Below are 22574 nucleotides of genomic sequence, written 5' to 3'. Positions count from 1 at the left end.
AGAATACTAAATAATATCATTAGTTCAGTAATGCCAAATCGATGTCAACCTAACATAAAAAGGTCCTGGATATTATTGGGGTTTTAATAACTCAGGACTTATTAATTATTCTCACAAGTAGAGATTTGAAGAGAAGGTTAAAAAAAAAAAAACTTAAAAACTAGTATGAATCGCGTCGAGCAGTTTAGACAAATTCACTTCTGAATCAGCTTCGTTATAGAATTTTAAAGCTGTATAAACATTTTCTGGAAAAGAGAACTCATTGCGAAAATTACCGAGAATTGAAAGCCAATGGAATGTCACAAAAGGAATTACAACTTTTTTATTTAATTCTTCCCAGTTTTCGAACGAAGAAATAAAGTGAAAGATAGCCCTATAGATTTTAAGAATATCCTTAGATGAAGGTGCATGGAATGATGCAGCCAAATAATACAAACAACGTATACACGCCCATTTATTTGATGAATTCCCCCGTTGTGCATATTCTTTATAGGAAAGTATGTTAATGAACAAGGTATCAATATTAATAATTAAGTTGTTCCATAAATCTGGAGACGAGGCATTATTTTTGAATTGTTTACATAAAGATATGAGTTCCATTGCTAAGACTGCAGTTTGTTTTGGATCTGCAGTTTGTACTTGCAATAATTGAATGGCTGCCAGAAAAACACTATACTCGGCAGCAGATTCTTCAATTCGATCCCAAGATTCACTCGGTTTTGCTCCTAATATAGTATATGAATCTCCTAAATAATTCTCTCCTTGACTACGCATCGAATGGATAATGTACATCTCATAAGCAATATCTAGTGCAATAGCATATTCTTGTTTTTGCAAGAGAATAGGAAGAGCCTGCGCTCCAAGCAACCCTATATTTCTCCTAGCACCTCGCTCTCGTGCTATATCAAACGTACGTAATGTCCACTCGGCAGCTTTATCTGGGTAACCGTAAAATTCATAGAGCTGTGCAAGATGTGCGGGCAAGAAAAAATCGTTTTCTGATTGATAGAATGCTGCTGTAAGCGGACGATGTATCAGGAAAAAGCCTCTTTCAGGTATCGTATATCGTTCTTCATCATTTAAGGATTTTGGGGGTTCCCCATTTGATACCATAGAAAGAAAGTATCCTGAAGCATGTCCGAAAATGACAAAGAGGCTTTTCCAGTCATCTATTGAAAAGTCTGCTTGTAACAGGTATTCCACAGCCTCTTCATATAAAGGGATTTCGTTTTTAATACTTCCTTCAGCCAAGGAAGCTATAAGATGCTCTCCGATCGACTTTACACGTAAGATACTAGGAATAGAATCGTTTAGCTGTGATATTTCGACTGCCTTTCCAGAAAAATAAGTTGAAAGTGCAGGATTTAATAAACCATATGCCTTACTCAATTCAAGATATGAGTGTATTTTTTGATACGGGTAAGAATCTGTTGATGATTTAATAGCATTCGAAAGCCAAGTAATAGCATCAGTAAATTGTTCTTTATAGACATATTGACTACCCATCGCGCCTCTGATGAGGAATTCAACGATTGTATCAATTGAATCCATAGAATCTGCTGTTGAATCAAAACTTGTATTTAAGGAACTTAAAGCCAATTGCTCAGCTCTAACTATTTGATCTTGGTACTCCCCTAAGACAATAATTGCACTTCTAACAGAACAGGCCCATAAGATTTTGAGTTTAAGTTTTTTAGTGCACTCTCTTATTTTTTCCAGAGATATAAGAATTTCATGCCAGTCTTGCTGTTCTTTTGGTTTGCTTGCTTCTCGAAGCCAAAGGCTGTCACAAAAGGTTATAGATGATTCTAAGTATAGATCGCTTTGTGTTGCGTATTGAAGCTGGAATTCTGAAAATTTGTGAAGAGTATTTAACCAGTCATCCAACTGCAAAGCATTTTGGACACCTGCTGCTGTCATCCAAATTATTGTACCTGGATGGATAAGATCAAATTCTTCTTGGTTATTGGTGCTTAATTGGGAGATTTTAAGAGCTCTTAAAATGTGTGCATTTGCTTTTATCGGTGAAATAAGGGCAAGCTGACTAGCAACAAATAAGCTGACATCATAAATGAAAGATTCCTGGGGATCGGCAGCCAGTAATAATAGTTCGATTTTTTCAAGAAGTTCATTTGTGGGTTTGTCCATCCTATTAAAAATGCTGATTTGTTTCATACGGATAGCTAACTTCATTTTTAACTCCATTGTTTCAGGCAAAGGAGTCTCTATCCAAATTAGAGTAAAACCCCAAATATCGTTCCAGGCTTCATGTTTCTCAACCTGCTCAAGACTTAATAATAATACTAAACCTGCTTCGTTATAAGCTTCTGCTCCAACAAAATATCCGAGAGCTCGTATTGCCTCAAAGGGATGAATATCTCGTTTACGAATGATGTCTTGACCTAGCAAAAAGCGTACTTCTTTTATCGTGGTTAAATTAAGATTCATAGGCCCAATTTGAGCGAGTAGAGGTGTGACTTGATAATTTAATTCGAAATCTTTTTGTAACCAAAGCCCTAAAACATCATTTAACCGTTCAAATGGTCTTGCAATTACTGGATTAACTCTGCTAATCATTTGGATTTGCTTGTTGTCAAAAGAAGCTTGGATCAATGTTAATCGATATAAGAATTCTCGGGTTTCGGAATCTTCAAGTTGATTCAAGAGCTCTTGCTGTATGAAGGTATTCAGGTTATTTGCATATTGTCCATTAAACAAAGCGCCAAAAGCTTCAATGTTTATCTGCCAAGTGTGCTCTTGTAAATAATGTACTGCAGCAGTAGCGAGAACGGGATGCCCTTTAGTAAGCGAAGTAACAAGAGTGACAAATTTGCTGTTTTCTAAAACATCCTTTGTAGCTCCAAATTGCGTCATTAATTCCAATAAATCATTTTCATCAAATTTTGGTGCCTCTGTAGAAAAGATAACCCTATCTAGAAGAAATGTTTGAAACGCAGGAGGAAGTGGAAGAGCACTAGTTGTTAAAAGCTTAACATTTGCGTCCTTACATGCTCGGACTAACATAATAAGTTTTTCGTCTAAAATGGTCTTTCCATTAGTTTTTGGTAAATCATCAAGTACAATGAGTGATTTATTACCAATCCTGGCACATACTTGGGCATACCAATCTTGCCAATGTTCTGTAGGAGTAATGCCTGAAATTGAAGATAAAGCTTCATCAATGCGAATACTTGCATAAATAGGAGAAAGATCACGTAAACGGATCCACCCTTTACATACAGAATGTTGATGAGCAATAAGTGATGCAAGTTGTGTTTTTCCGCTACCCAGATCACCGTGCAGAGAAATCATAGTCAGGGTATTTAGATTTTCTAATAATTGACGTACTATTATTTCACGTTGAATAACTCTATCAAATTGTGGAATATCTATCAGCGGTTTTGTTGAGTTAAATCGTAAAGAGGCGTTAAATCCGACCTCCTCTTTTAAAGCTACAAAATGCTTGTCTAAATTCTTAACTTGAGCCTGTTGTGTTTCTAAAGTTCGCTCAATGTGATCAACTCTTGTTTCGATTTCGACCCAAATTCGCTGGATTTTACTAAGCAGCTCTTCATCTTCTGAATATAAAGCGCGTTGAGCTAATACGGCAAAATCGATTTTGTTTAATCGTTTGATTCCACTTGCAGATAATAATTTGAAGACATGGAGAAAAAGTCGTTCATATACTTTGTTAGCTTCATGGTCGGAGAGAGCAATATTTCTTGAAATTAGTAGTTCTTTAATCTTATCTTCCATTTGAGCAAAAGGGGTGTTTGAAGTACTCCAAGTAAATCTCTTGATGAAATCATAAAAATCCTGTTCATCGACATGCTGAAGAAACATCATCCAATTAGACCAAGACTTTTGTTCTATGGATTCTGGTCTAGTGCAGGCTAATAAAAAGTCTTTTATTTTTTGAAGTTGTTCTTGCGACGACTGGTCGGTGATACCATTCATACGAAGCTTTTCCCAGACGGCAATACCGGATATTCTATCTTGAAAGATAGAGGGCCTTTCAATTGTAAATTCGGCGTTTGTTATAAATCGGAAAAAGAGTTGGAGTTCTGAATTTACGCGTCTATGGTCATGAAAATTTATCAAAGCTTCGATTGCTTCTGGAGATCGCAACGTTAAATTCTTTTCTCGATGCTTAATTTGATTCATGACCCGATCGGAATTATCATTTAGCATTCCAACAACGTCGATATCTTCGGCTCTCTCTAATTCAAGGTATTCATTATCCTCAAGCAGTATCCAATTTTCTAGTGACAGATCAACCTGATATACATAACCGCGAATAGTCGACCAAGCATCTCGATCTCTCTTCAAATTAAATATATCCATTGAAAATCATCCCCCTTTAGAGGCGCTCATCATATTTTTATCTGTTCTATTGCCTAAGAATAGGAAGAATATGTTTGTGCTATTATCATATCGCTTTATGTTCAAAATTTACAGTGGATCTAGTACTATGTATTGTGAAACGTACTTTTCTAAAAAGATTTGAAACGTAGAATGGTAATAAAACTGAAGTCTGAACACCTCGGGAAATTTTGATAAGTAGGTTATTTTTGCACTTACTGAATAATTTTACGCAGTATTAGAATGATTTAAATGTTAAAATATGTATAAAGGAGTGAAGATGGTATGGAAGTTGCGTATCTATTAACTGATCGTATTTACTTGGAAGAAGAACGAATATTGCTTGAGGATCAAGAGATTAGCTATAACCTAATTGTTAAATCATTGGAATCAAAATATAGAATACACTCAGATAAAAAGACTTTTACATGTATCTGTTGTAAGCAGCCGGTTAGTATGGTTCTTAGACAAGATAAATTTCATTTTAAGCACCTAGGTGAGGGGTGCCCTAGTTCGGAAAACTATGGACGATATAACAAGCAAATTAAAGAAGAAGAGAATGAACAGCCTCATCGCGTAGGCAAAACAATTATTAGAACTTATCTGGAAGGTCAACTTAGGATACATGATGTAGAGGTGCAAGAAGGTTACAGTTATCGGAAATCATTAAAAATCATTCCTGATCTAATGATTTATTTTCCAAGTGGCGATATTTGGGTTGTTGATTACATAACAGGGAAGAAACAAGTTGAAGCTTATAATTCGTTCATTAAGAAGCGAAAAGAACTATATGAAAATGAAGGATTTAAATATTTCTTTTTTATAGATAAAGCGTGGTTATCATCTGAGCATCCGAGTATAAAGGCGGTCTCACTGTACCCTGCGGAGAATCAAATGTTAATTCAGGTAAAGCAAGATCAGCTATGGGAAGTATTCATTGCAAACTTAATCGCAAAAACAGATGAGGAGTTTTTAATAAAGTACTTATTCGGTCTAGATCAAACATCTAAAGAACAGCTTACATTTGAAATAAGAAGCCTTCTTTATGTCGATCCTTCAGAAGGCACTGCTCTCGTTCAACGGCTTGTGAGACTTGATTCAAAATGGGGGCTAAATATATTCAGAACAGAAATCTCACTAGAAAAAGCTGCCTCTTTGCACTCTTCCAAAAATCATTTTAAATGGATGGGAGAAGATGAAGAAACAAAACGTGCCGAGTTAGAAAGAGAGGTGATTGCTGCTTACAGTAAATTCAAAGAAGAGAAACAGATTAAATTAAATCAAGAACTGAAAGTAAAAAAACATAAAACTGAGTTAGTTAACAAGGTTAATTTAAATTTGCCTAAAACCACTTCGCATTCTACATACCGATTAGCCAACGTTACACCACAATCCAACGCCACACTGAGTGAGTTATTTGTCAAATTGCAAGAACAAACAATTGATATTGATGAGGCTTTAGTACTTTATGATTACTATAAAGGTAGTAAGATCTATAAGAGTAGGGATGAACTCGAGGAAGTCAGGGGTTTAGCTAGAACCATGATGGGGCCAATATCTAATCCTAACTACTTGGACAGAAGGCTTAGAGAGATACTTATTAACCTTGCTCTTCTATAAAAATTGGACGAGGTGCTGAAGACATTTGAATAAAGTGATCCAGACAAACTCAAAGGAATTGTCTGCTTTCTGTACAGCGTATTTCGACTTATTAGGGATAATCTCGCTTTTACAATCTAATGGAAATCAAAAATATTCAGCAGTTCCTATACACTCGATAGGCAAAGATATTTGTTTAATTCTATATCAGATTAATAAAGATATATTTAACTCTTCCTATAAGCTAAATACAGAAATCAAAAAAATCAGGCATAAAGTGAAATTGAGTAGTAGTAACAATCAGAAGATGCATGAAGAAATTTTAGAATTTCATGTTCAGAAATATGGCGACGATGTTAATAACTTAGGTTTCTATTTGGGAGATGGAAGTCTCAAGGGAAGTACACTTTATCCTACGTACCTCTTCTACGATACAACATTATTTAAAAGTGAAAATATAAACAATGCAATCTTTTCTTTTTTTCGGAATGTAGGAGAAACAAGCATACAATTTTTGCTGCACATATCGAATCTTACAGAGGGACGACTTCCCTTTACTGTTCCAGCTTCAATAGTATTAGCGGATAACCAAAGATTTATTGAAAAAGATATTCATCACACTTCACTTTTTACCGGCGACAGAAAAACGGATAGTTTCATTACGAGGTTACTATTGATACAGCAGGAGTTAGTAACCTGCGAATGGCTTAAAACAAATGTTATTAGTGAGAGAAAACTGAATATGAGAAATTCGGGATATATTCTGTTGAGACTACTATCAATGAAAATAGATCAGGTAATGGATAACCTGGAGAACATAAAAAGATTCCTTCCAGAACACTATTCAGAGGTAAACGCAAAAAGTAGTGGTAGGCTGGAGTGTATCTTAGAAGCTTACAGGATGAGTATTTCTGAAGAATGCAGAGTACTTAGAAATTTGCTTCATTATGATGTTAATGGAATTAATTTCTATGGTTTTTTAGCACAGAGAACTGGTAGAAATGAAAATTACATTAATCTTATGGTGGATAAGATTGTTTTAGATTTTGTAACTCCTCTAAGTGATATGCTTTCTGATTATTTTAATATTGTTAATTTAAAGAGTATGGGGGATCTGGAGATGATATTAAATCGTTTGAAGAATATGCTTAGCTGAATCAGTATCAATTATTTAGGGAAATATGAAATGCATCTACGGGAAATAAAAAGTTAATCCTATTGTAATTATATAATACTGCAATCATCCGTATTTTATATTTACTATTTCTGTATTCCATTTATCATTTTTGCGTGATAATCTATTATTGGTAATTATTGTAGAACGATAGGAGAATCTTTCGATGACGGTAACAACAATCCCGGTGAAGGAATGCTTCGGTACAGTCGAACTAGGAAAGGAACTAGTCCCGTCCTTTCCATTCTTAAAAACTACGGACGACACCGCGATCCGCTTTATGAGATTACAGAGCAAAGCAGAGCTTACCGCCGATCCTAGTAGGGGCGTTTTCACCATGTCAGCAACTCATTATTCCAAGTGCAGAGAAGTACTACGACTGGCTAGGGCAGATCGGATGGAGTTACTCGTCACACCTGAGTATTGTATTCCCGGTGCCTTAATAACCGAGATGCTGGAGGATGAATCGTTACAGCCTCGTCTTGGTGCGCTTTGGGTTCTAGCTTGTGAGGGGATGACATTAGATGTCTACGATGAGCATATAATGCGGTGGAAAGACAATGCTGAGGTGGGGCAACGTGCTACAGAAGGAAACCACGAGGCTGAATTTGTCAATTTTATTCTCTATGTGTTCCGTTCGTCCGATAACAGTAAGCTCTGCTTGGTACCACAGTGGAAAATGCAACGAATGAGCGATAAGCGTTTCGTATGTGAAGGGGCTGGATTGTCCGTTGGGAATAAGGTTATCGTGTTTGGAGAAGCAGCAGCCAATCAGCTATTCACTATCGTGTGTGCCGATGCTTTTAAGCCAGGCCTTGTTAACCCCAATTTATGGTTTCCAAATCAAGAGCACAGAAGTTATATTGTACTTCATCCTCAATTAAATCCATCCCCGCGGCATACTGAAATCACCCAATTTAGAAGCTCTTTATTCAAAACAACTGCCGGCAGAGATTTGATATACATTACAGCGAATTGGGCGGAGGGTACGACCCTAACGTTCCAAGGAGGCACACATCACATAGAAAGCCCATGGTCCACAATCTATCGTAGATTCATTAATTATGGAGAGGACCAGGGTTGGATTGATCAGCTCAGGGAAACCCGAAGGCACAATTATGCTCATGGACTCGGATTGGGATTTACCGAACAGCGACTTAAAGTGTGGTACGCTCACAAAATAGAGCATACTGTTCAAATTCTTCTAGTCAAGCCCTATGACGGTGGAGCTGAGATTGCCCAGCCTAAGGAAAAGGTAAGAGTGATCCGAGCATATGTAACCTCAGAGGATCAACATAGCTGGGTAGTGAGCAAACTTCCCTTCGAAGAATCGCTTCCTGCCAGTCTCACAGAGGAGGCAACGGGTGAATTTAGCCATACTATTACTTTGGATATAGAGCAGCGAGACAAGCTGTTTGGTTATTCACTGGGTCACCTTGAGAAGGGCCAACTCGTGCTTACTGGAAATGAACAAAGTGCTAGAATGAGCTACCACATTGACGCTCACTGTGAACCTGAGCGCCAACGTAATGCGGAAATAATTGTTAAACTTATTCAAAGACTGAAACGAAAAGATAGTTTACCATGGGTGTTGAAGCGCTTTCAGGGAAAATTCCTCTATAAGCCTGTCAGTCAAAAACCATTAAATATCATACCAGAGTCTGGGAATGAGCGTAGAGGAGTATTGGTCATCTATACGGAACGGCCAGATAACATGAAGCAGCTTGTCGAGGTTCTCACAAATGAAGACTGGTATCTAGAGGACCGTATCAGCGTATTATCGCAGAATATTCAGGGGGGCGAGTTAGAGTATCCTGAATACAATGATGAGTTCACATCACCTGAGCGCAGCAGCCATAGCATTGAATATACCCATGGGGGCAAAATGAATGGAAGCAATTATTAATTATATACAACAGAGCGGATTAAGCTATATTCGACATCGACGGATGGATGAATATTCGGAGCATATTGGAGAGGTGGATGTGTATGAAGCTGCACACCTCTGGGATCGAACGCTTGTAGCCAATTATATTTTGGTTCCGGCAACTAGCCAGATGCTTTCGGTAATTGCACGTGAGGAGAGAAGCTTTCGAGAATTTGAAGACCATATCGTTGCACCGATTTACTACCGCCTAAAGGGAGATTGGAGCTGGAACCTATATATTTGCTTCGTACTGTCTAAGGATGATTTGGAAGCCATTACACTAGAACAGTTGAACCTGATCCAGCGAGGTAAGCGGTTTGGTAAAAAAATAATTTTAGAAGAAGATCAAGTCGTTCAACGCCTACCTGTAGCGAGGCTGCCAGAACAGATAGACAAAGTGTCGGTAGAGGATCCTCTGCAAGATTGGGTGCGAGCCCTGACGCCTCACGACTTGTTGTTCTGTTTAGACAGTAATAGCCCTAAGAAGATGGAGGATTACTTGGACCACAAGTTGGCTTCAGAGCAGGATAGGCACTTCGAGTATGCTGAAGTCCCTCCAGCAGTCAGGCCAAAGACGCAGATCGGTGCAATGCAAATGGGGAATAAATTCCGGCCTCATTTATTATCGAATACACCACGACTGTCTTTCGCCCAAGTAAACCTGCTAGAAGGTCCTAATGGAATGGGCAAGACCTCCATTCTTGAAAGTATTGAACTGGCTTTCACCGGGAGCATCCAGCGTAATTTACTCGCTGGTTTGGATATATCCGAAGAGTGGGATGGAACCTTGGAGTTTGTAGGTGGAGAAGAGAGCTTGAGCGGCTTGCCGAATGTGGAGGAGCAGAAACTTCGCGAAGCCACTTACTATCAACATAAGGTTGCCCCCCGCAGAAAAGTTAGCCAACTGAACCGTGCTTTTCACCAATATAACTACTTTTCTTCTGAAAAGATTCACCAGTTTTGCTTCAATGCAAGTCAGAAAATTGACTATCGAGGGGCATTCGCACGGGTGATCTTCGGTGAGCAGTTGGAGCGCCATGAGCAATGTTTGAAGTCATATAAAATAGAATTCGAAAAGGCAGAGCGTAGACTTCGTAAAGATGTAGATCAGCTAACAGCTCAAGTTGGAAAGGCCCTTCAAGAAAATAAATATGGGGGGGGACTACTACAGAAGCGTATACATACAGCCGTGGAGACATTGGTGAAATGGCTGAACCATATACACTCCAGTTATCCTCAGCCAGACGTTCCATTTGAAACAGACCAGGTAGAGCTATGGTTCCATCACATTCAGCCTTATTTGCAAGAGCTAGACCTTATAAGTGAAACAATTATCGACATCAAGGTGGATAATATAGATTCCATGACACAATGGAAGGCTGCTCAGGAGCGACTGAAAGCTGAGGAACCGGATATAGCTGAACGTTTGCTAAAGCTTAAGAGTGAATTGCAAATGATACCAAGCTCAGATGAGCTAGAGACACGATTAAGCTCCTTATGGACAAAATTTGAAATTCCTCGTTCACGACAGGAATTATTAAATGAGCTGCAAGCAAAATTTGCTAGCTACGATTACCTTTACGATCAGACCGGCTCAAGAGCATTAAGGTTACAGATAAATAAGAAACGGCACGAAATAAATGAGTTGCTGGGACCGCTTAGAGACGTTTGTGGCCTATACGAGTCACTCATAGCAACTCCCCTTCTGAGTCAGTCCGATACGGAATTTGAGATGCTACGGAACACGGCATATAATGCGCTGTTGGAGACAAAGAGACAGATTGAGGAAATAAATAATCAAGTTAGGCAACGAGAGCAGATAACGTCAAAGCTCCAGCAGATACAATCTGACCTCAAATCTACTGCCCTTTTGTATTTAGATAGCCATCCTGAGGAAAAGAGTTGCCCCCTTTGCGGACATGATCATGAATCCGCAAAGCTATTACTTCAAGCGATTGCAGCCAATATAAAATCCGAGGATGACTTCTTATCTAAGCTGTTACAAGAGGCAAAGGAGTTGGAACTGAAGCTAAGAAGTGAAGAACAAATGTATGCTCGTACTCACGAAGAATGGAGTTTGCGAGAAAAACTTCAAAAGGCAGGCCTTGAACTACGGATACAGGTAGGTCTAGAAGAGGCTCGTAGCCTTCCTGAATTCGCATCTGCGCACGAGGTACAGCATACTCTCCAACTACTTAACACAAGACTTCAATCCCTGATTGAACAGCAAAAGGAGCTGGACGAGCGGAGTTTAGAGTTGGAAGGACGGGGGATAACGCTAGCCGCAATAGAGGGCCTAGAGGAACTAAGAAAGTCTCCTGAGCTGGCATCTTACTATGCGAACGTTGCTCCTGACGAAGATACATATCATCGCCTTCAGTCTTATATAGGTCAAATTATAACAGATAATAGCCATGTCGTAGAACGAGCGAGAGTCAGCTATGTGCAGTTCAAAGAGCATGTAACTGCAATGAATAAACAAAGGGAAGCACTAGAGTCTCAACTTTCAGATGTACAACTGAGAAGCTCACAGCTTGAATTAACCCAAAAGAGACTTTTGGGGTTAGCTGAAAATTACTCAAGGCTACTGAACAAAAATATAATGTTACGTGAAGGGCAATCGTGGAGTGAATGGCGAAGAGGTTTCGATAAATTGTTGGAAGCCTCGAAACAATTAGGTGAAGCTTTGGAGCCAAGAATTCTTCAAGAGCAGCAAACATTAAATCAACTTGAGCTTCAAATGAAGCTGGAAACAACTAGTCAAAAGCTGGAGCGTTGTGTCGAAGCTATCAATATATTATCTGAGCTTAAGGAACTTGCTGCATATGGAGAAGGATTTGTTAGAAGCAATTTTGATGCTATTAGCCATATGTTCGTATCGTTACACTCACCTAATGAATTTGAACGGCTGGAATGGACTGGTGATGATATGATGGCTGTACGAAAGGGCAGTGGGAAGAGAAGCCACATCTATCAACTGAGCACAGGGCAGAGGACATCTGTCATATTAGCTATATTCTTTATCATGCACCTAGTTATGGATTCGGCCCCACCCTTTTTGCTGTTAGATGAACCTGTTGCGCATATGGACGATCTCAACGTAATAGGATTATTAGATTTCTTGCGCCAGTTGACCATTACGAGAGGCACTCAGTTATTCTTCACTACGGCTAATCCGCAAATTGCGGTGCTTTTTCGTCGAAAGTTTAGCATCCTAAAAGATCAATCCCAGGTTTTACAATTAAGTCGTGATGTGGAGGGACCACTTCGTATTAGTAGAGGCTACTTCAAACCGTATGAGGAGAAGTTGATTAAATTAACACCATAAGTAGATAAGAAGGAGCACCTTTTCAGATGAATAGATGGAAAGCTTATTTTTCGGTCGGATTATGGAAGCTTTCGTTCCGGTTCAAGAAATTTTTATCTTTTTGGTTGGCTGCATTTTCTGTTATATGGACATTTACCGAGTTTTCAGGCTACTACTTCACAGTCGACGGCTCCCCATGGAAGCCTAGTGTATGGGTTGTCATTGGCTTAGGAATTGTGGTAGCAATATGGATGAGCAGACCGCTTCTGCGACGAAAGGTGCTGCTGCCTGACCATGAGGTATTGCTGGAAATTGACGTTAATAATCTGTATGCACGGAAGGATGGTTCGTGGATTATTCCATGTAATTGTTGCTTCCTACATTCTCATATCGATGAGCAAGCAATTATTGTTCAGTTCCGCAACCGATTTTTCTCAAGCCCGTCGGAATTTGACCAAGTTTTAGCTCAGGAGCTACAGAATATACCCTACGAGCTAGACACAGTAAGGGGAAATCAAGTTAAGAAATATCCGATTGGCACTGTAATCCAGATTCAACTTCATGGAATAGGCCAGACAGTTTACCTACTAGCGACCAGTGAGCTTAATCCTCAGGGGAAAGGGAATCCGAATCTGAAACACTTGGAGGACTCCCTGAAATCTTTATGGACTTATATTGCTGAGCATGGAAATACCGAACCGATTATAATACCAGTTCTCGGTAGTGGTCGCCACCGCTTAGTTATTAGTCGTTACGTCATTATAGGCATGATTGTAAGGTCATTTATCGCTGGACTTGCACAACGCAAATTTACAAAACGATTAACAATTGTCATGCAGCCTAAAGCCTTTATAGACAACCGATACAATTTAGACGACATTGAAAGCTATTTCTCATCTGCAGGAAAGTTTGAGTGCTAACTGCAAAGGCTTTTCCTCACTCACGTGAGGAGTTTATTCAGCAAAGACAAAGCAGCGGTGGAACTTATCCATCGCTTTTGCTTTGAATATATAGGTCTAACGCCATGAAACAATAAAGTAGCTATCCTGAATAAACTTAGACTTCAGCAGATATCCAAAACATTGTCATGAAAGTCAGTTGTTTAATACGTAAAAAAATTTATACCATACACTACTTATTATCATCCAGTAAGTAATAAAAGGAAAAGCGAGTTCTTATAGAACGAGGAAGATTTGATAACATTATTTTTAGAAGAAGCTGTCCAAATGCATCTAACATTATAAACGATGTTAGGACTTGAAAAGGCTTGTCAATAAAGACCTATTTAAATAATATCTTTAGGTATTAACGAATTATCTCAATAATAATACTCGAAAATACGATTTATCTCATCTATAGTTGTTCATTGTCTCAAGCATATATTGAAAAAAACAGCCTTTTGGCTGTCTTTCAGTCTCATTTATAACCGTTACTCACATCCACAAACCTAAATAACTCTTCAACTCAACAAAGACTGGAAAATGGCGGCTTTTTAACCGATCATGTCCCAGTCTTTTTCTCTGCTTTCCGGGGACACTAAATTATATATAGCATCTTAAGTTATGTTATAATGAATGTCTTACTGCAAATTAAGACGAATAGAGGTCGATTGAGGATGAAGTGCAAAATTAACCGTAATGCAGCTAAAGTTTTAAAAGATATGCTAAACAGTCAAGAAGCTGAAGGAAAGATGATTCGGGTAATTATTACTCAGAATCATGGCGATCACGGCCACTATGATGTAGTACTTGATACACCAACTGAACATGATGAAATTATCGCAACAGATAAGGATATTAATGTATTGTTGGATACACGCGAACCGCTTTTGGATGGTGTTTGGATTCAATACTTTTATGTGCCACAGGAGGGTTTCTTCATCACGAATCCTTCTACGGGATTTCTTGAAAAATAAGCATTGAAGCTTATAGAGATTACAGCAAGCCGAGCAGATTTCAGGTATTCCTGAAGTCTCTCGGCTTTTTTAATTTTAATCCGACTGCTTGTTACCAAGACTCATCCGTGTTGTTAGCCCGCTAAGGACCAGCTGGAATGTGTCTAATAAATATCCACGACAGGGGAGGAGAGTTAGTCCTCATATATTGAACATGAAAAAGAAACCGCCCCTGATGAAATAGTTGAGGGGACCTCCATTTCACCAAAAGGGCGATTTCTTTTGTGGCTACAAAGTTTGCGAGAGCTACACAAGGCGAAGCTATATAAGACGAATAAAAGAAAATAACAAAGAGCGAGAAGGAATGAAGGGGAAGGTTTGGAACTGTAGGAGCGGAAGCTCCCGCCTGAAAGCGTCCGAAAGTCCAAACACTCACCGTAGTGACGATCGAGCCTTAAGTTTGGATCTTATGTTCGTCTTATATACATAATCAATTCGCAGTTTGTTTTCGCATAGCAAGCGATATTATTGCCGGGAGGATTGCAATGGCGACACCAATTGCGCCAACCACGCCGACTGCTTGCAGTGAGAATTTTTCCACAACTAGACCACCAATGACAGCTCCCACAGCCATTCCAAGTTGTACGATGGAGGTGTTCAAGCTCAAAAGAATTCCCGACGCTTTGGGCGCCATGCCAATCAGATACACTTGTTGAGCGGGAAAGGTAGACCAGGCGAAAAATGACCATAACATCAGCAAAGGAAAGACAGCAGCGGTAATATGAGCGAATGCAGTCATAAGGAGCAGAATACCAGCGTGGAACAGCAGGCTTCCAATCAAAGTACGTGGAATCCCCCATTTATCTGCGCCGTATCCTCCAACCTGGGAGCCAAGCAGACTTGCTATACCGAAAGCGAACAGCCCGATACTCACCAGGTTATCGCTCATTCCAGTAATGCTGAGCAGAAATGGTGTGATGAATGTGTAAATGATAGTGTATCCCATGATCCAGAAGAAACTGATCGATAAGGTTAATGAAAGCCGCGGATTTTTCAACAAGGCGAGTTGTTCTCTAAGCGGTACAGCTGCTTCTCCTTTGGACCTTGGAATAGTGAATGAAATGATCAGCATCGCGATCAAGCTGAGTACACCAATTCCGAGGAAAATCATTTTCCAATCGTAGGTGCTGGCAATAACTCTTCCCAGAGGAACGCCCAAAATAAGCGAAAGGTTAAAGCCAAGCAGAACAGTAGCAATGGCGCTGCCTTGTTTGCCTGGTTGGGCCATTTGAGCAGATACCGTTAGCGCAACCACCATAAAGACACCGGTGCCTAATGCTAAGACGACTCGTGCTACAACCAGCATCGTATAGCCGGTGGTTAAGATTGTGATCAGATTTCCTATAAAGAATAGGACCAAAGCAGCCAACATGAGTTTTCTCCGGTCTATTTTTGAGGTAGTCGCAATGAGAATAGGTGTACCAATCGCGTAAGCAATCGAGTAAACCGTAATAAGTTGGCCAGCAGTCGCAAGTATTACGCCTACATCGCTAGAGACCCGATCCAGTATCCCGGATATTACAAATTCTGAAGTCCCCACTAAAAAACTTACAATAGCTAATATATAGATTTTCCACGTGTTATGCATTATTTTGCCCCTTTCGATTTTACATTTCTAGAAACATAGAATTATTAGCTGGAAAAATAGATGTATTTTCTTTCGCATCGTATATTTTTAATCTTTTTAATACCGGAAGTCCAAACATTCCACCGTAGTGACGACCAAGCCTTACGCTCGGATCTGAAGTTCATCTTATTTAGTCAATTCCTTGCGTACAATGGGTGCTACTTTTGTGCCGAAAAGCTCGATCGTTTTTAACAAATCACTGTGAGGCAGCGTACTAAAGTCAACATACAGAAGAAAACGGGTCAAGCCCAGTTGCTGTACTGCACGCACGATTTTTTCGGCCACGTATTCTGGATCTCCAACATAAAGAGCGCCACGAGGGCTCAACGCATCCTCATACGTGCTACGTGAATACGCTGGCCAGCCGCGTTCTTTGCCAATTTGATTCATTTGATCTTCCATGATGGGGAAATACTTTTCTGTAGCTGTTTCGAACGAATTTGCAATAAAACCATGCGAATGACAGGCAATTTGCAAATCATTGAGATTATGCCCTGCTTGTTCAGCAGCTTGACGATATAACTGCACTAGTGGAGCGAAACGCTCCGGCATACCTCCAATAATGGAGAAAATGACTGGAAGACCTAGCTGGCCGGCACGGATGGCCGACTCTGGACTACCGCCAGTAGCAATCCACACAGGAAGCGCAGGCTGTTGCGCACGTGGATATACGCCCATATTTTTAAGTGGTGCACGGAGATTACCTGTCCATGTTATTTTCTCTGCGGATCGGATTTTAAGTAAAAGATCCAGCTTCTCTTCGTATAATTCTTCATAATTGTTCAGGTTATATCCGAAGAGGGGAAAGGATTCGACGAAAGAACCACGTCCAGCCATAATCTCAGCCCGGCCATTGGTTAGGTTATCCAGTGTGGCGAAGTCCTGATAGACACGAACTGGATCGGCAGAAGACAGCACCGTTACGGCACTGGATAGCCGAATATGCTTAGTTGTGGAAGCGGCAGCAGCCAAGATAACTGCTGGAGATGAACTTGTGTAGTCGTTGCGATGATGTTCACCGATGCCATAGACATCAAGGCCAACCTGATCAGCCAGTTGAATCTCTTCAATGGCTTGTCGTAGCCGCTCGGCTGGTAAAACACCTCCAGCTTCAGGTCTGGTATGAAGAAATGTTGTTATTCCAAGTTCGATGCCTTTTGAGTTTTTTTGCATTTTTGCTCGCTCCTTTTTTGTATTCTACATTTCTAGAATAATAGAATTATATCTGAAAAAAATTTACACCAAAATATATGGCGCAAATTTCTCTGCAACTTCGTGATTAACACTATAGTGAATAAACGGACCGCTCTTTCGGGACTGAATTAAGCCTGAATCCGTCAGTTGCTTGAGATGATGTGATAATGTTGAAGCTGCCACGGTTTCAAGGCCTTCACCAATAGCAGTCACACATTGATTACTTTCCCGTACCAGCATCAATGCGATTTTTAGTCGTGTAGGTTCACCTAAAGCCTTGAATACTTTAACAGCTTGCAGTATCTCATTGTCAACTTGAGCCATCATGGTCTCCTTTCTTATCATCATTTCTACTATTCTATAAATATAGAAATGATATTAACATCTTATTTCTACAGTGTAAAGATCAAAATTTAATTTATAATAAATTATGGAGGTGTCTAATGGATTCTATTCGCTTGATCAAAAGTGAAATTCATCGCAATTTAGTTATGGAGATATACGAAGAAGTTATTCAGGATCACGAAGCGATTGGCTTATTGCTTCAAGGTTCGGTAGCAAGAGGTGAATCCTTCGAAACTTCTGATTTGGATATGTACATATTGTTGAAGGAGGGGTTAAGCAGACCCTTTCTAGCAGAATTCAGACAGGGCATTTACGTTGAACTTAAATATTCAGATATAGAGGTGGCGACCCATAAATGTGAAGGTGGACCTATGGGGATGTACAATTTCTTGGATTCAGTCATCCTCCTTGATCACGAAGAGCAGCTCCAACAACTCATAGAACGATCCAAACAGCTTTTCTCCGGGTATAAAACCCCTGTCACAGAAATGAAATCGATAAAATATTGGCTTGAGAGCACTCTGATTAAAATCAAAGCGGCTCAAATGTCAGGAGATGATTTAAAAGCTGCTTTTGTTGCGGGAACTACTTCATGGAAAATCCTCGAAGGGGTTTGGGCAGCCAGCAATAAGCCGATGCCTCCCAATGGTTCAGTCCTGTTTTATCTGAAGGATATGGAGATGCTATCTGATGATCTGAAGAACTTAATTAAAAGTCTCTTCGTTGGAGAGGCCAGGGAACGGATAGAATCCTCCATCCAAATTATCGAATGGGTTACTCTAAGTTTAAATGATCTTATAAATATGCGAGAAAATAAGCCAGTCTCCCCTTAATAAACCGCCCCCCCACTGTTAGTCGTTCTAACAATCGGGTTGCAGTTCACTACCGGAAAACTGGCTTTTATAGTCTCACTTAATACTCTCCCACCAGCGCTCAAACTGCTGCTGATCCTTCCACAGTTCCACCCGCTCGCCGATCATCGGCAATAGCAGATGAAATGTTTTATCCTCACCGTGCTCAGATATTCTGCGAAAAGGCGTGTCCCAGCTATGGATGCTTAGGGCGAACTTTCCGGCATGAACGGGCAGCAGGCTTTTTGCACGCAGGTCTTGCGCTGCCTTTAGCACTTCATTAGGAAACATGTGAATAAATCTCCACTGTGTATTGTATTGCCCATTCTCCAGGATGACGAGATCAAAGGGCCCATACTGCTTACCGACTTCGGCAAAATGAGGCCCGTAGCCGCTATCTCCGCTGTAGAATATTTTTTGACCAGGTGCCTCTATGACAAAGGATAACCACAACGTCCGCTTCTGCCGGTAGTCGCGTCCAGAGTAGTGCCGGGCTGTGACCCCATGCACAGTAAAACCATCACCCAAAGCTACCGTGTCTCCCCAATCCAGCTCCGTGATTATCTCAGGCTTAAATCCCCAATGCTCCAAATGCGATCCTACCCCCAGACCACAGATCACCTGTTTGATTTTTGGCCGCAGAGCCGTGAGCGTTGCATAATCGAGATGATCCCAATGATCATGGGAGATGAACAGGTAATCGATATCCGGCATATCATCAGGGGTATAGTAATTGGTACTGGGAAAGGCTTTTGAGAATGAGACGGGAGCACCTGTCTGACTGAAGATCGGATCGAACAGCATATTTTTACGACCCGTCCTAATAAAAAAGGAGGAATGGCCGAACCATACCATCATTTCCTCATCTTCCTGAAGAACATGAAGGTCAGTCTTCTTTATAGGGACTTTTTGGAGTGGTTTGAGACGCTCCTTGGTAAAGAGTTTCTCTTTTACAACAGTATATAAGTTGGAGTTCTCACTATAGATTGGCGTGGTCAGTACGTTGTGAAACTTTCCATCCCGATAATGTGGAGACTGTTCAATACGGGCAAGCCGGCTCCCGGAGGGCAGCTTTCCAAACGGGGCTTGGTGCAAATACAGAAAGCCAATCAGAATGAGTATCAGAACTACGATAACAATCGTTAATAATAGGGTCATCTTTTCTCCCACCCACAGTAGTTAAATTTGTGTAACTATATAAGTTGAACTTAATAATTAGGCAAGCTGACTGGAGAATGCCTTCTGAATATCAGGACTTCATCAATCAGTAAGGTGTTATTCTTAAGTTCACTTTATGCATGTATTATGTCGTGATTGTATTCAAAATACACCAAATGTACTGTTACCCGACTGTCGGATCTCGATCCCGGTGCGGAAACAATTTGAATTAGGACGATTACCTGAGCTTCCTGCCTTTTGGCTGGGGCTTTTTTTGTATTAATTTAGCAGCAACCGTTGCATCCTAAAAAAATATTAGACGTGATGAAAAATATCGGAGGGCTCAGTTGTATTTAAAGTGAAAGGAGGTGGTGAGGTGTACACTTCATTTGATATCAATGAATCGGTACGACGGGCCCTGGACTTATATTCTCAAAGCATGATTAAGATTGCGTTCACTTACCTAAAAAATGTGGCTGATGCAGAAGAGGTGACGCAAGAGGTGTTTCTAACCTACCTGCAAAAACGTCCGGCCTTTGAAAATAACGAGCATGAAAAGGCATGGCTTATCCGAACAACGATCAATAAAAGCAAGAATATGCTGAAAACCGGCTGGTTTAAAAGTAGAAATCCGGTCCCGGAGGATCTGAGCTACCTCCCGAAAGAAGAAAACGAGGTCTTACAGGCCGTGCTGGCCTTGGATAAAAAATATCGTATCCCCATTCATCTGCACTATTACGAAGGCTATTCGATTCAGGAAATCGCCGAGATTATGCAAGCGAAGCCGGCAACAGTGGGCACATGGCTTGCGCGTGGACGCCTTCTTTTAAAAGAAAAGATTGGAGGTCTGGAAGATGAAGAAATCAGTTTATAAATCAGCGATGTCTCATGTGAAGACAAGTGAAGATTTCAAAGAGGCAACCTATCAGAAGCTGTTATCAGAGATGGATAATTCAAAAAACACTAATATAAATAATCCTAAGGAGCGGGTAAATATGCAAACAGCAAAGAAGAGAACAGTAAAAGGTTGGACAATTGGGATCGCAGCATGTGCCATATTAGCGGTAGGTACTTTTACAATGAACCAGAGTACACTTTTCAACACGCAGTCACCATCGGCTGTGAACACCACGAAACCCCCAGTTACAGGCAAAGCTGCAGTGAACATCGAGGGCGTAATCTCTGAGGTAAGTGCGGACGGCAAGAGCTTCAAGGTAGGTGACCTGTGGGTGACGGTAACAGATGCAACGGAACTGGGCATCAAAGGCCCGACCGCAGCGGAGCCATCAGAGGAACTTCTACAAAAAGAATTTAAAGTGGGCAATATCGTCTCCGGCTATACCTCTCAGGATGTCAGCACAGGGAAAGTGACGGCGGACAACATCTACAACAATATGGCTCCGCAAAAAGACACCAGCGGTAATGCGGCCACCACAGGCAAAGCTGCGGTCAATATTGAGGGTGTAATCTCTGAGGTAAGTGCGGACGGCAAGAGCTTCAAGGTAGGTGACCTGTGGGTGACGGTAACAGACGCGACGAAACTGGGCATCAAAGGCCCAACTGCGGCAGAGCCATCCGAAGAGTTGCTGCAAAAGGAATTCAAAGTAGGCAATATCGTCTCAGGTTATACCTCTCAGGATGTCAGCACAGGGAAAGTGACGGCGGACAATATCTACAACAATATGGCTCCGCAGAAGGACGCTCAATAAGCGGAAAGTGAGATTGCTGTAGGCGCAAATCAGGACATTTTCCTTTAGGATAAAAGATTCTCCCGTTCCCCATACTAACGTAAAGGGATGGAGGTGAATGTCATGCCCAAGAACAGTGCAGATCCGAAGTATGATCGGGCGAATAATCGTGCAGATAAGAAGAACAACCAGCAGAATCACGCTCATTTCACAGAGGAGCCTCAGACGTTGACCAACAATAAGGCTGAGGATTATGTGCCAAGTCTTAACCATATCTCCAAAAATGAATCCTAGAGACACCAAGGCTGCCCTTCCGTCGTTATTCGACAGGAGGGCAACCTTTTTTGTGCTGAATCATTAATAGGCTAAGTGGTTCATGCCATAAGAAGTTAGCGGCATTTATATTTTTCTCAGCGGCCAGAGTAGTACTTCAAGTCGCTCGGTGTAGGTCAGAAGCGAAGGCTCCGGTTCGTGTACGAGCCCTAGTGCTTGGGTTGAAGTATGGCAATCCAGATAGAGCTTGGCTTCCTGTAGAGGCCATGGTTGGTGGTGGATGTCACCGACATATAGCTGTCCTTTCGAACTGGCAGTATACAGGCAGTACCGTTCTGTTAGCCAGTGAAGGAGAGTCCCGGGCAGGGCATGTACTGGCGTGGATTGGACAGCTGAGTAGACACCGTTAAATAGGGCTTCTCCATGTGCGGTCTGCCTTTTGCTGATGTATCGGATACTCTGTCCTTCGGACTGAAGAGACATCTCTGCATATCTATACGGCAAGTAGGTGAGGGCGCGAGCACCGGTAACAGCAGGCAGACTGGAGGCATCCATATTCAGAAAAAAGACGCCCGGCTTGCCGTCTTTAATTACATAGGTACGAATATTAAGCTCCAGAAATGAGTGGACAAAAGGAAGGGGAGGCAACCCCCTGACGAGCAGCGGGTCCATCCGAAAGGGAACGACACTAATCCAGGGTCTCCCTTCCCATTGCTGCAAGTCCAGACCCGGAGGAATAAACGGAGCAACAGAAGCTTCGTTCACAGGCCAATGGGCGAACAAGACCTTATTCCAGCCTTGCTTCATCATCCACGGCCCTTTGGGCAAGGGATAAGGACGATGAGATGTATGTGCAAGAATTTTATGGATATTCAAGATGTGATGCCCTCCCAATCGTGAAGACGAGATGTGTTACTTTTAAAATCCCCAAATGCTCCGGCAACTACACAGTTTCTACATACTTGTTGGTTAAATGGTCGGAGGGGACCGAGCTTACCGGAGGATTAACGACGAAACGATACGTAGAGGAGTTCCCGAGGGGCGTTCTTTTTCTTAGTAGTTCTATAAGTCTTTCTAACTAGTAATAATTACCTATAAAAGCGTCGTTTAGTATG

At 41.0% G+C, this 22574-nt stretch carries 16 protein-coding genes; 10 read left to right on the top strand and 6 right to left on the bottom strand.

Going from position 1 to position 22574, the window contains the following annotated elements; all coding sequences use genetic code 11:
- Positions 1 to 153 precede the first annotated feature (153 nt).
- Entirely contained in the window at positions 154 to 4344 is a 4191-nt protein-coding gene (locus ACFVU8_RS23195; protein WP_387430439.1) for a hypothetical protein, read from the bottom strand.
- Positions 4345 to 4647: 303 nt separating this feature from the next.
- Here ACFVU8_RS23195 and ACFVU8_RS23190 point away from each other — a divergent pair, with 303 nt between their 5' ends.
- The 6 genes from ACFVU8_RS23190 to ACFVU8_RS23165 all read left to right on the top strand — a co-directional run bounded on the left by ACFVU8_RS23190 (position 4648) and on the right by ACFVU8_RS23165 (position 14284).
- A complete protein-coding gene (locus ACFVU8_RS23190; RefSeq protein WP_387430437.1) occupies positions 4648 to 5982 on the top strand; it encodes a competence protein CoiA family protein in 1335 nt (444 codons plus the stop codon).
- Between the two features lie 25 nt (positions 5983 to 6007).
- Positions 6008 to 7117 carry a hypothetical protein gene (locus ACFVU8_RS23185; protein ID WP_387430435.1) on the top strand — a complete coding sequence of 370 codons (1110 nt, stop codon included), beginning with the start codon at positions 6008 to 6010 and terminating at the stop codon, positions 7115 to 7117.
- A gap of 184 nt (positions 7118 to 7301) precedes the next feature.
- Positions 7302 to 9041: a hypothetical protein gene (locus tag ACFVU8_RS23180; RefSeq protein WP_387430433.1), complete on the top strand. Its 1740-nt coding sequence runs from the start codon at positions 7302 to 7304 to the stop codon at positions 9039 to 9041.
- Entirely contained in the window at positions 9025 to 12390 is a 3366-nt protein-coding gene (locus tag ACFVU8_RS23175) for a hypothetical protein (RefSeq protein WP_387430431.1), read from the top strand. Before ACFVU8_RS23180 ends, ACFVU8_RS23175 begins: the two co-directional genes overlap by 17 nt.
- A gap of 26 nt (positions 12391 to 12416) precedes the next feature.
- Positions 12417 to 13289, top strand: coding sequence for a macro domain-containing protein (locus ACFVU8_RS23170; RefSeq protein ID WP_387430429.1), 873 nt, complete (start codon positions 12417 to 12419; stop codon positions 13287 to 13289).
- 695 nt (positions 13290 to 13984) lie between these two features.
- Entirely contained in the window at positions 13985 to 14284 is a 300-nt protein-coding gene (locus tag ACFVU8_RS23165) for an iron-sulfur cluster assembly accessory protein (RefSeq protein WP_379467839.1), read from the top strand.
- A gap of 469 nt (positions 14285 to 14753) precedes the next feature.
- Here the strand turns inward: ACFVU8_RS23165 and ACFVU8_RS23160 are convergent, their stop codons facing one another.
- The 3 genes from ACFVU8_RS23160 to ACFVU8_RS23150 form a co-directional block, all read right to left on the bottom strand.
- On the bottom strand, positions 14754 to 15911 hold the full coding sequence (locus tag ACFVU8_RS23160; RefSeq protein WP_387430427.1) for an MFS transporter: 1158 nt from the start codon (positions 15909 to 15911) through the stop codon (positions 14754 to 14756).
- A 165-nt stretch (positions 15912 to 16076) separates the two neighbouring features.
- A complete protein-coding gene (locus ACFVU8_RS23155; RefSeq protein WP_387430425.1) occupies positions 16077 to 17123 on the bottom strand; it encodes an LLM class flavin-dependent oxidoreductase in 1047 nt (348 codons plus the stop codon).
- Between the two features lie 63 nt (positions 17124 to 17186).
- Complete coding sequence (locus ACFVU8_RS23150; protein WP_175371449.1) at positions 17187 to 17468, bottom strand: ArsR/SmtB family transcription factor; 282 nt, start codon at positions 17466 to 17468, stop codon at positions 17187 to 17189.
- A gap of 119 nt (positions 17469 to 17587) precedes the next feature.
- Here ACFVU8_RS23150 and ACFVU8_RS23145 point away from each other — a divergent pair, with 119 nt between their 5' ends.
- Positions 17588 to 18322: a nucleotidyltransferase domain-containing protein gene (locus ACFVU8_RS23145; protein WP_387430423.1), complete on the top strand. Its 735-nt coding sequence runs from the start codon at positions 17588 to 17590 to the stop codon at positions 18320 to 18322.
- A 75-nt stretch (positions 18323 to 18397) separates the two neighbouring features.
- Here ACFVU8_RS23145 and ACFVU8_RS23140 read toward each other — a convergent pair whose 3' ends face one another.
- On the bottom strand, positions 18398 to 19498 hold the full coding sequence (locus ACFVU8_RS23140) for an MBL fold metallo-hydrolase (protein ID WP_379467845.1): 1101 nt from the start codon (positions 19496 to 19498) through the stop codon (positions 18398 to 18400).
- A 376-nt stretch (positions 19499 to 19874) separates the two neighbouring features.
- Here ACFVU8_RS23140 and ACFVU8_RS23135 point away from each other — a divergent pair, with 376 nt between their 5' ends.
- The 3 genes from ACFVU8_RS23135 to ACFVU8_RS23125 all read left to right on the top strand — a co-directional run bounded on the left by ACFVU8_RS23135 (position 19875) and on the right by ACFVU8_RS23125 (position 21480).
- Entirely contained in the window at positions 19875 to 20372 is a 498-nt protein-coding gene (locus ACFVU8_RS23135; RefSeq protein WP_175371432.1) for an RNA polymerase sigma factor, read from the top strand.
- Positions 20353 to 21207, top strand: coding sequence for a DUF5666 domain-containing protein (locus tag ACFVU8_RS23130; RefSeq protein WP_387430421.1), 855 nt, complete (start codon positions 20353 to 20355; stop codon positions 21205 to 21207). Before ACFVU8_RS23135 ends, ACFVU8_RS23130 begins: the two co-directional genes overlap by 20 nt.
- A gap of 102 nt (positions 21208 to 21309) precedes the next feature.
- Entirely contained in the window at positions 21310 to 21480 is a 171-nt protein-coding gene (locus ACFVU8_RS23125; protein ID WP_175371430.1) for a hypothetical protein, read from the top strand.
- 105 nt (positions 21481 to 21585) lie between these two features.
- Here the strand turns inward: ACFVU8_RS23125 and ACFVU8_RS23120 are convergent, their stop codons facing one another.
- Positions 21586 to 22335, bottom strand: coding sequence for a YqjF family protein (locus tag ACFVU8_RS23120; protein ID WP_387430419.1), 750 nt, complete (start codon positions 22333 to 22335; stop codon positions 21586 to 21588).
- Positions 22336 to 22574: the final 239 nt, after the last annotated feature.

It is taken from the genome of Paenibacillus sp. NPDC058177 (assembly GCF_042883835.1).
GTDB classification, from domain to species: Bacteria; Bacillota; Bacilli; order Paenibacillales; family Paenibacillaceae; genus Paenibacillus_AQ; species Paenibacillus_AQ agri.
Note: the sequence above shows the minus strand (reverse complement) of the source record. Positions and strands in the feature narration are given on the sequence as shown.

Bases quoted from the DNA above. Each gene is read 5' to 3' on its own strand.
- ACFVU8_RS23195 (WP_387430439.1), bottom strand. From the start codon at position 4,344: ATGGATATATTTAATTTGAAGAGAGATCGAGATGCTTGGTCGACTATT.
- ACFVU8_RS23190 (WP_387430437.1), top strand. From the start codon at position 4,648: ATGGAAGTTGCGTATCTATTAACTGATCGTATTTACTTGGAAGAAGAA.
- ACFVU8_RS23180 (WP_387430433.1), top strand. From the start codon at position 7,302: ATGACGGTAACAACAATCCCGGTGAAGGAATGCTTCGGTACAGTCGAA.
- ACFVU8_RS23175 (WP_387430431.1), top strand. From the start codon at position 9,025: ATGGAAGCAATTATTAATTATATACAACAGAGCGGATTAAGCTATATT.
- ACFVU8_RS23170 (WP_387430429.1), top strand. From the start codon at position 12,417: ATGAATAGATGGAAAGCTTATTTTTCGGTCGGATTATGGAAGCTTTCG.
- ACFVU8_RS23165 (WP_379467839.1), top strand. From the start codon at position 13,985: ATGAAGTGCAAAATTAACCGTAATGCAGCTAAAGTTTTAAAAGATATG.
- ACFVU8_RS23160 (WP_387430427.1), bottom strand. From the start codon at position 15,911: ATGCATAACACGTGGAAAATCTATATATTAGCTATTGTAAGTTTTTTA.
- ACFVU8_RS23155 (WP_387430425.1), bottom strand. From the start codon at position 17,123: ATGCAAAAAAACTCAAAAGGCATCGAACTTGGAATAACAACATTTCTT.
- ACFVU8_RS23150 (WP_175371449.1), bottom strand. From the start codon at position 17,468: ATGGCTCAAGTTGACAATGAGATACTGCAAGCTGTTAAAGTATTCAAG.
- ACFVU8_RS23145 (WP_387430423.1), top strand. From the start codon at position 17,588: ATGGATTCTATTCGCTTGATCAAAAGTGAAATTCATCGCAATTTAGTT.
- ACFVU8_RS23140 (WP_379467845.1), bottom strand. From the start codon at position 19,498: ATGACCCTATTATTAACGATTGTTATCGTAGTTCTGATACTCATTCTG.
- ACFVU8_RS23130 (WP_387430421.1), top strand. From the start codon at position 20,353: ATGAAGAAATCAGTTTATAAATCAGCGATGTCTCATGTGAAGACAAGT.
- ACFVU8_RS23125 (WP_175371430.1), top strand. From the start codon at position 21,310: ATGCCCAAGAACAGTGCAGATCCGAAGTATGATCGGGCGAATAATCGT.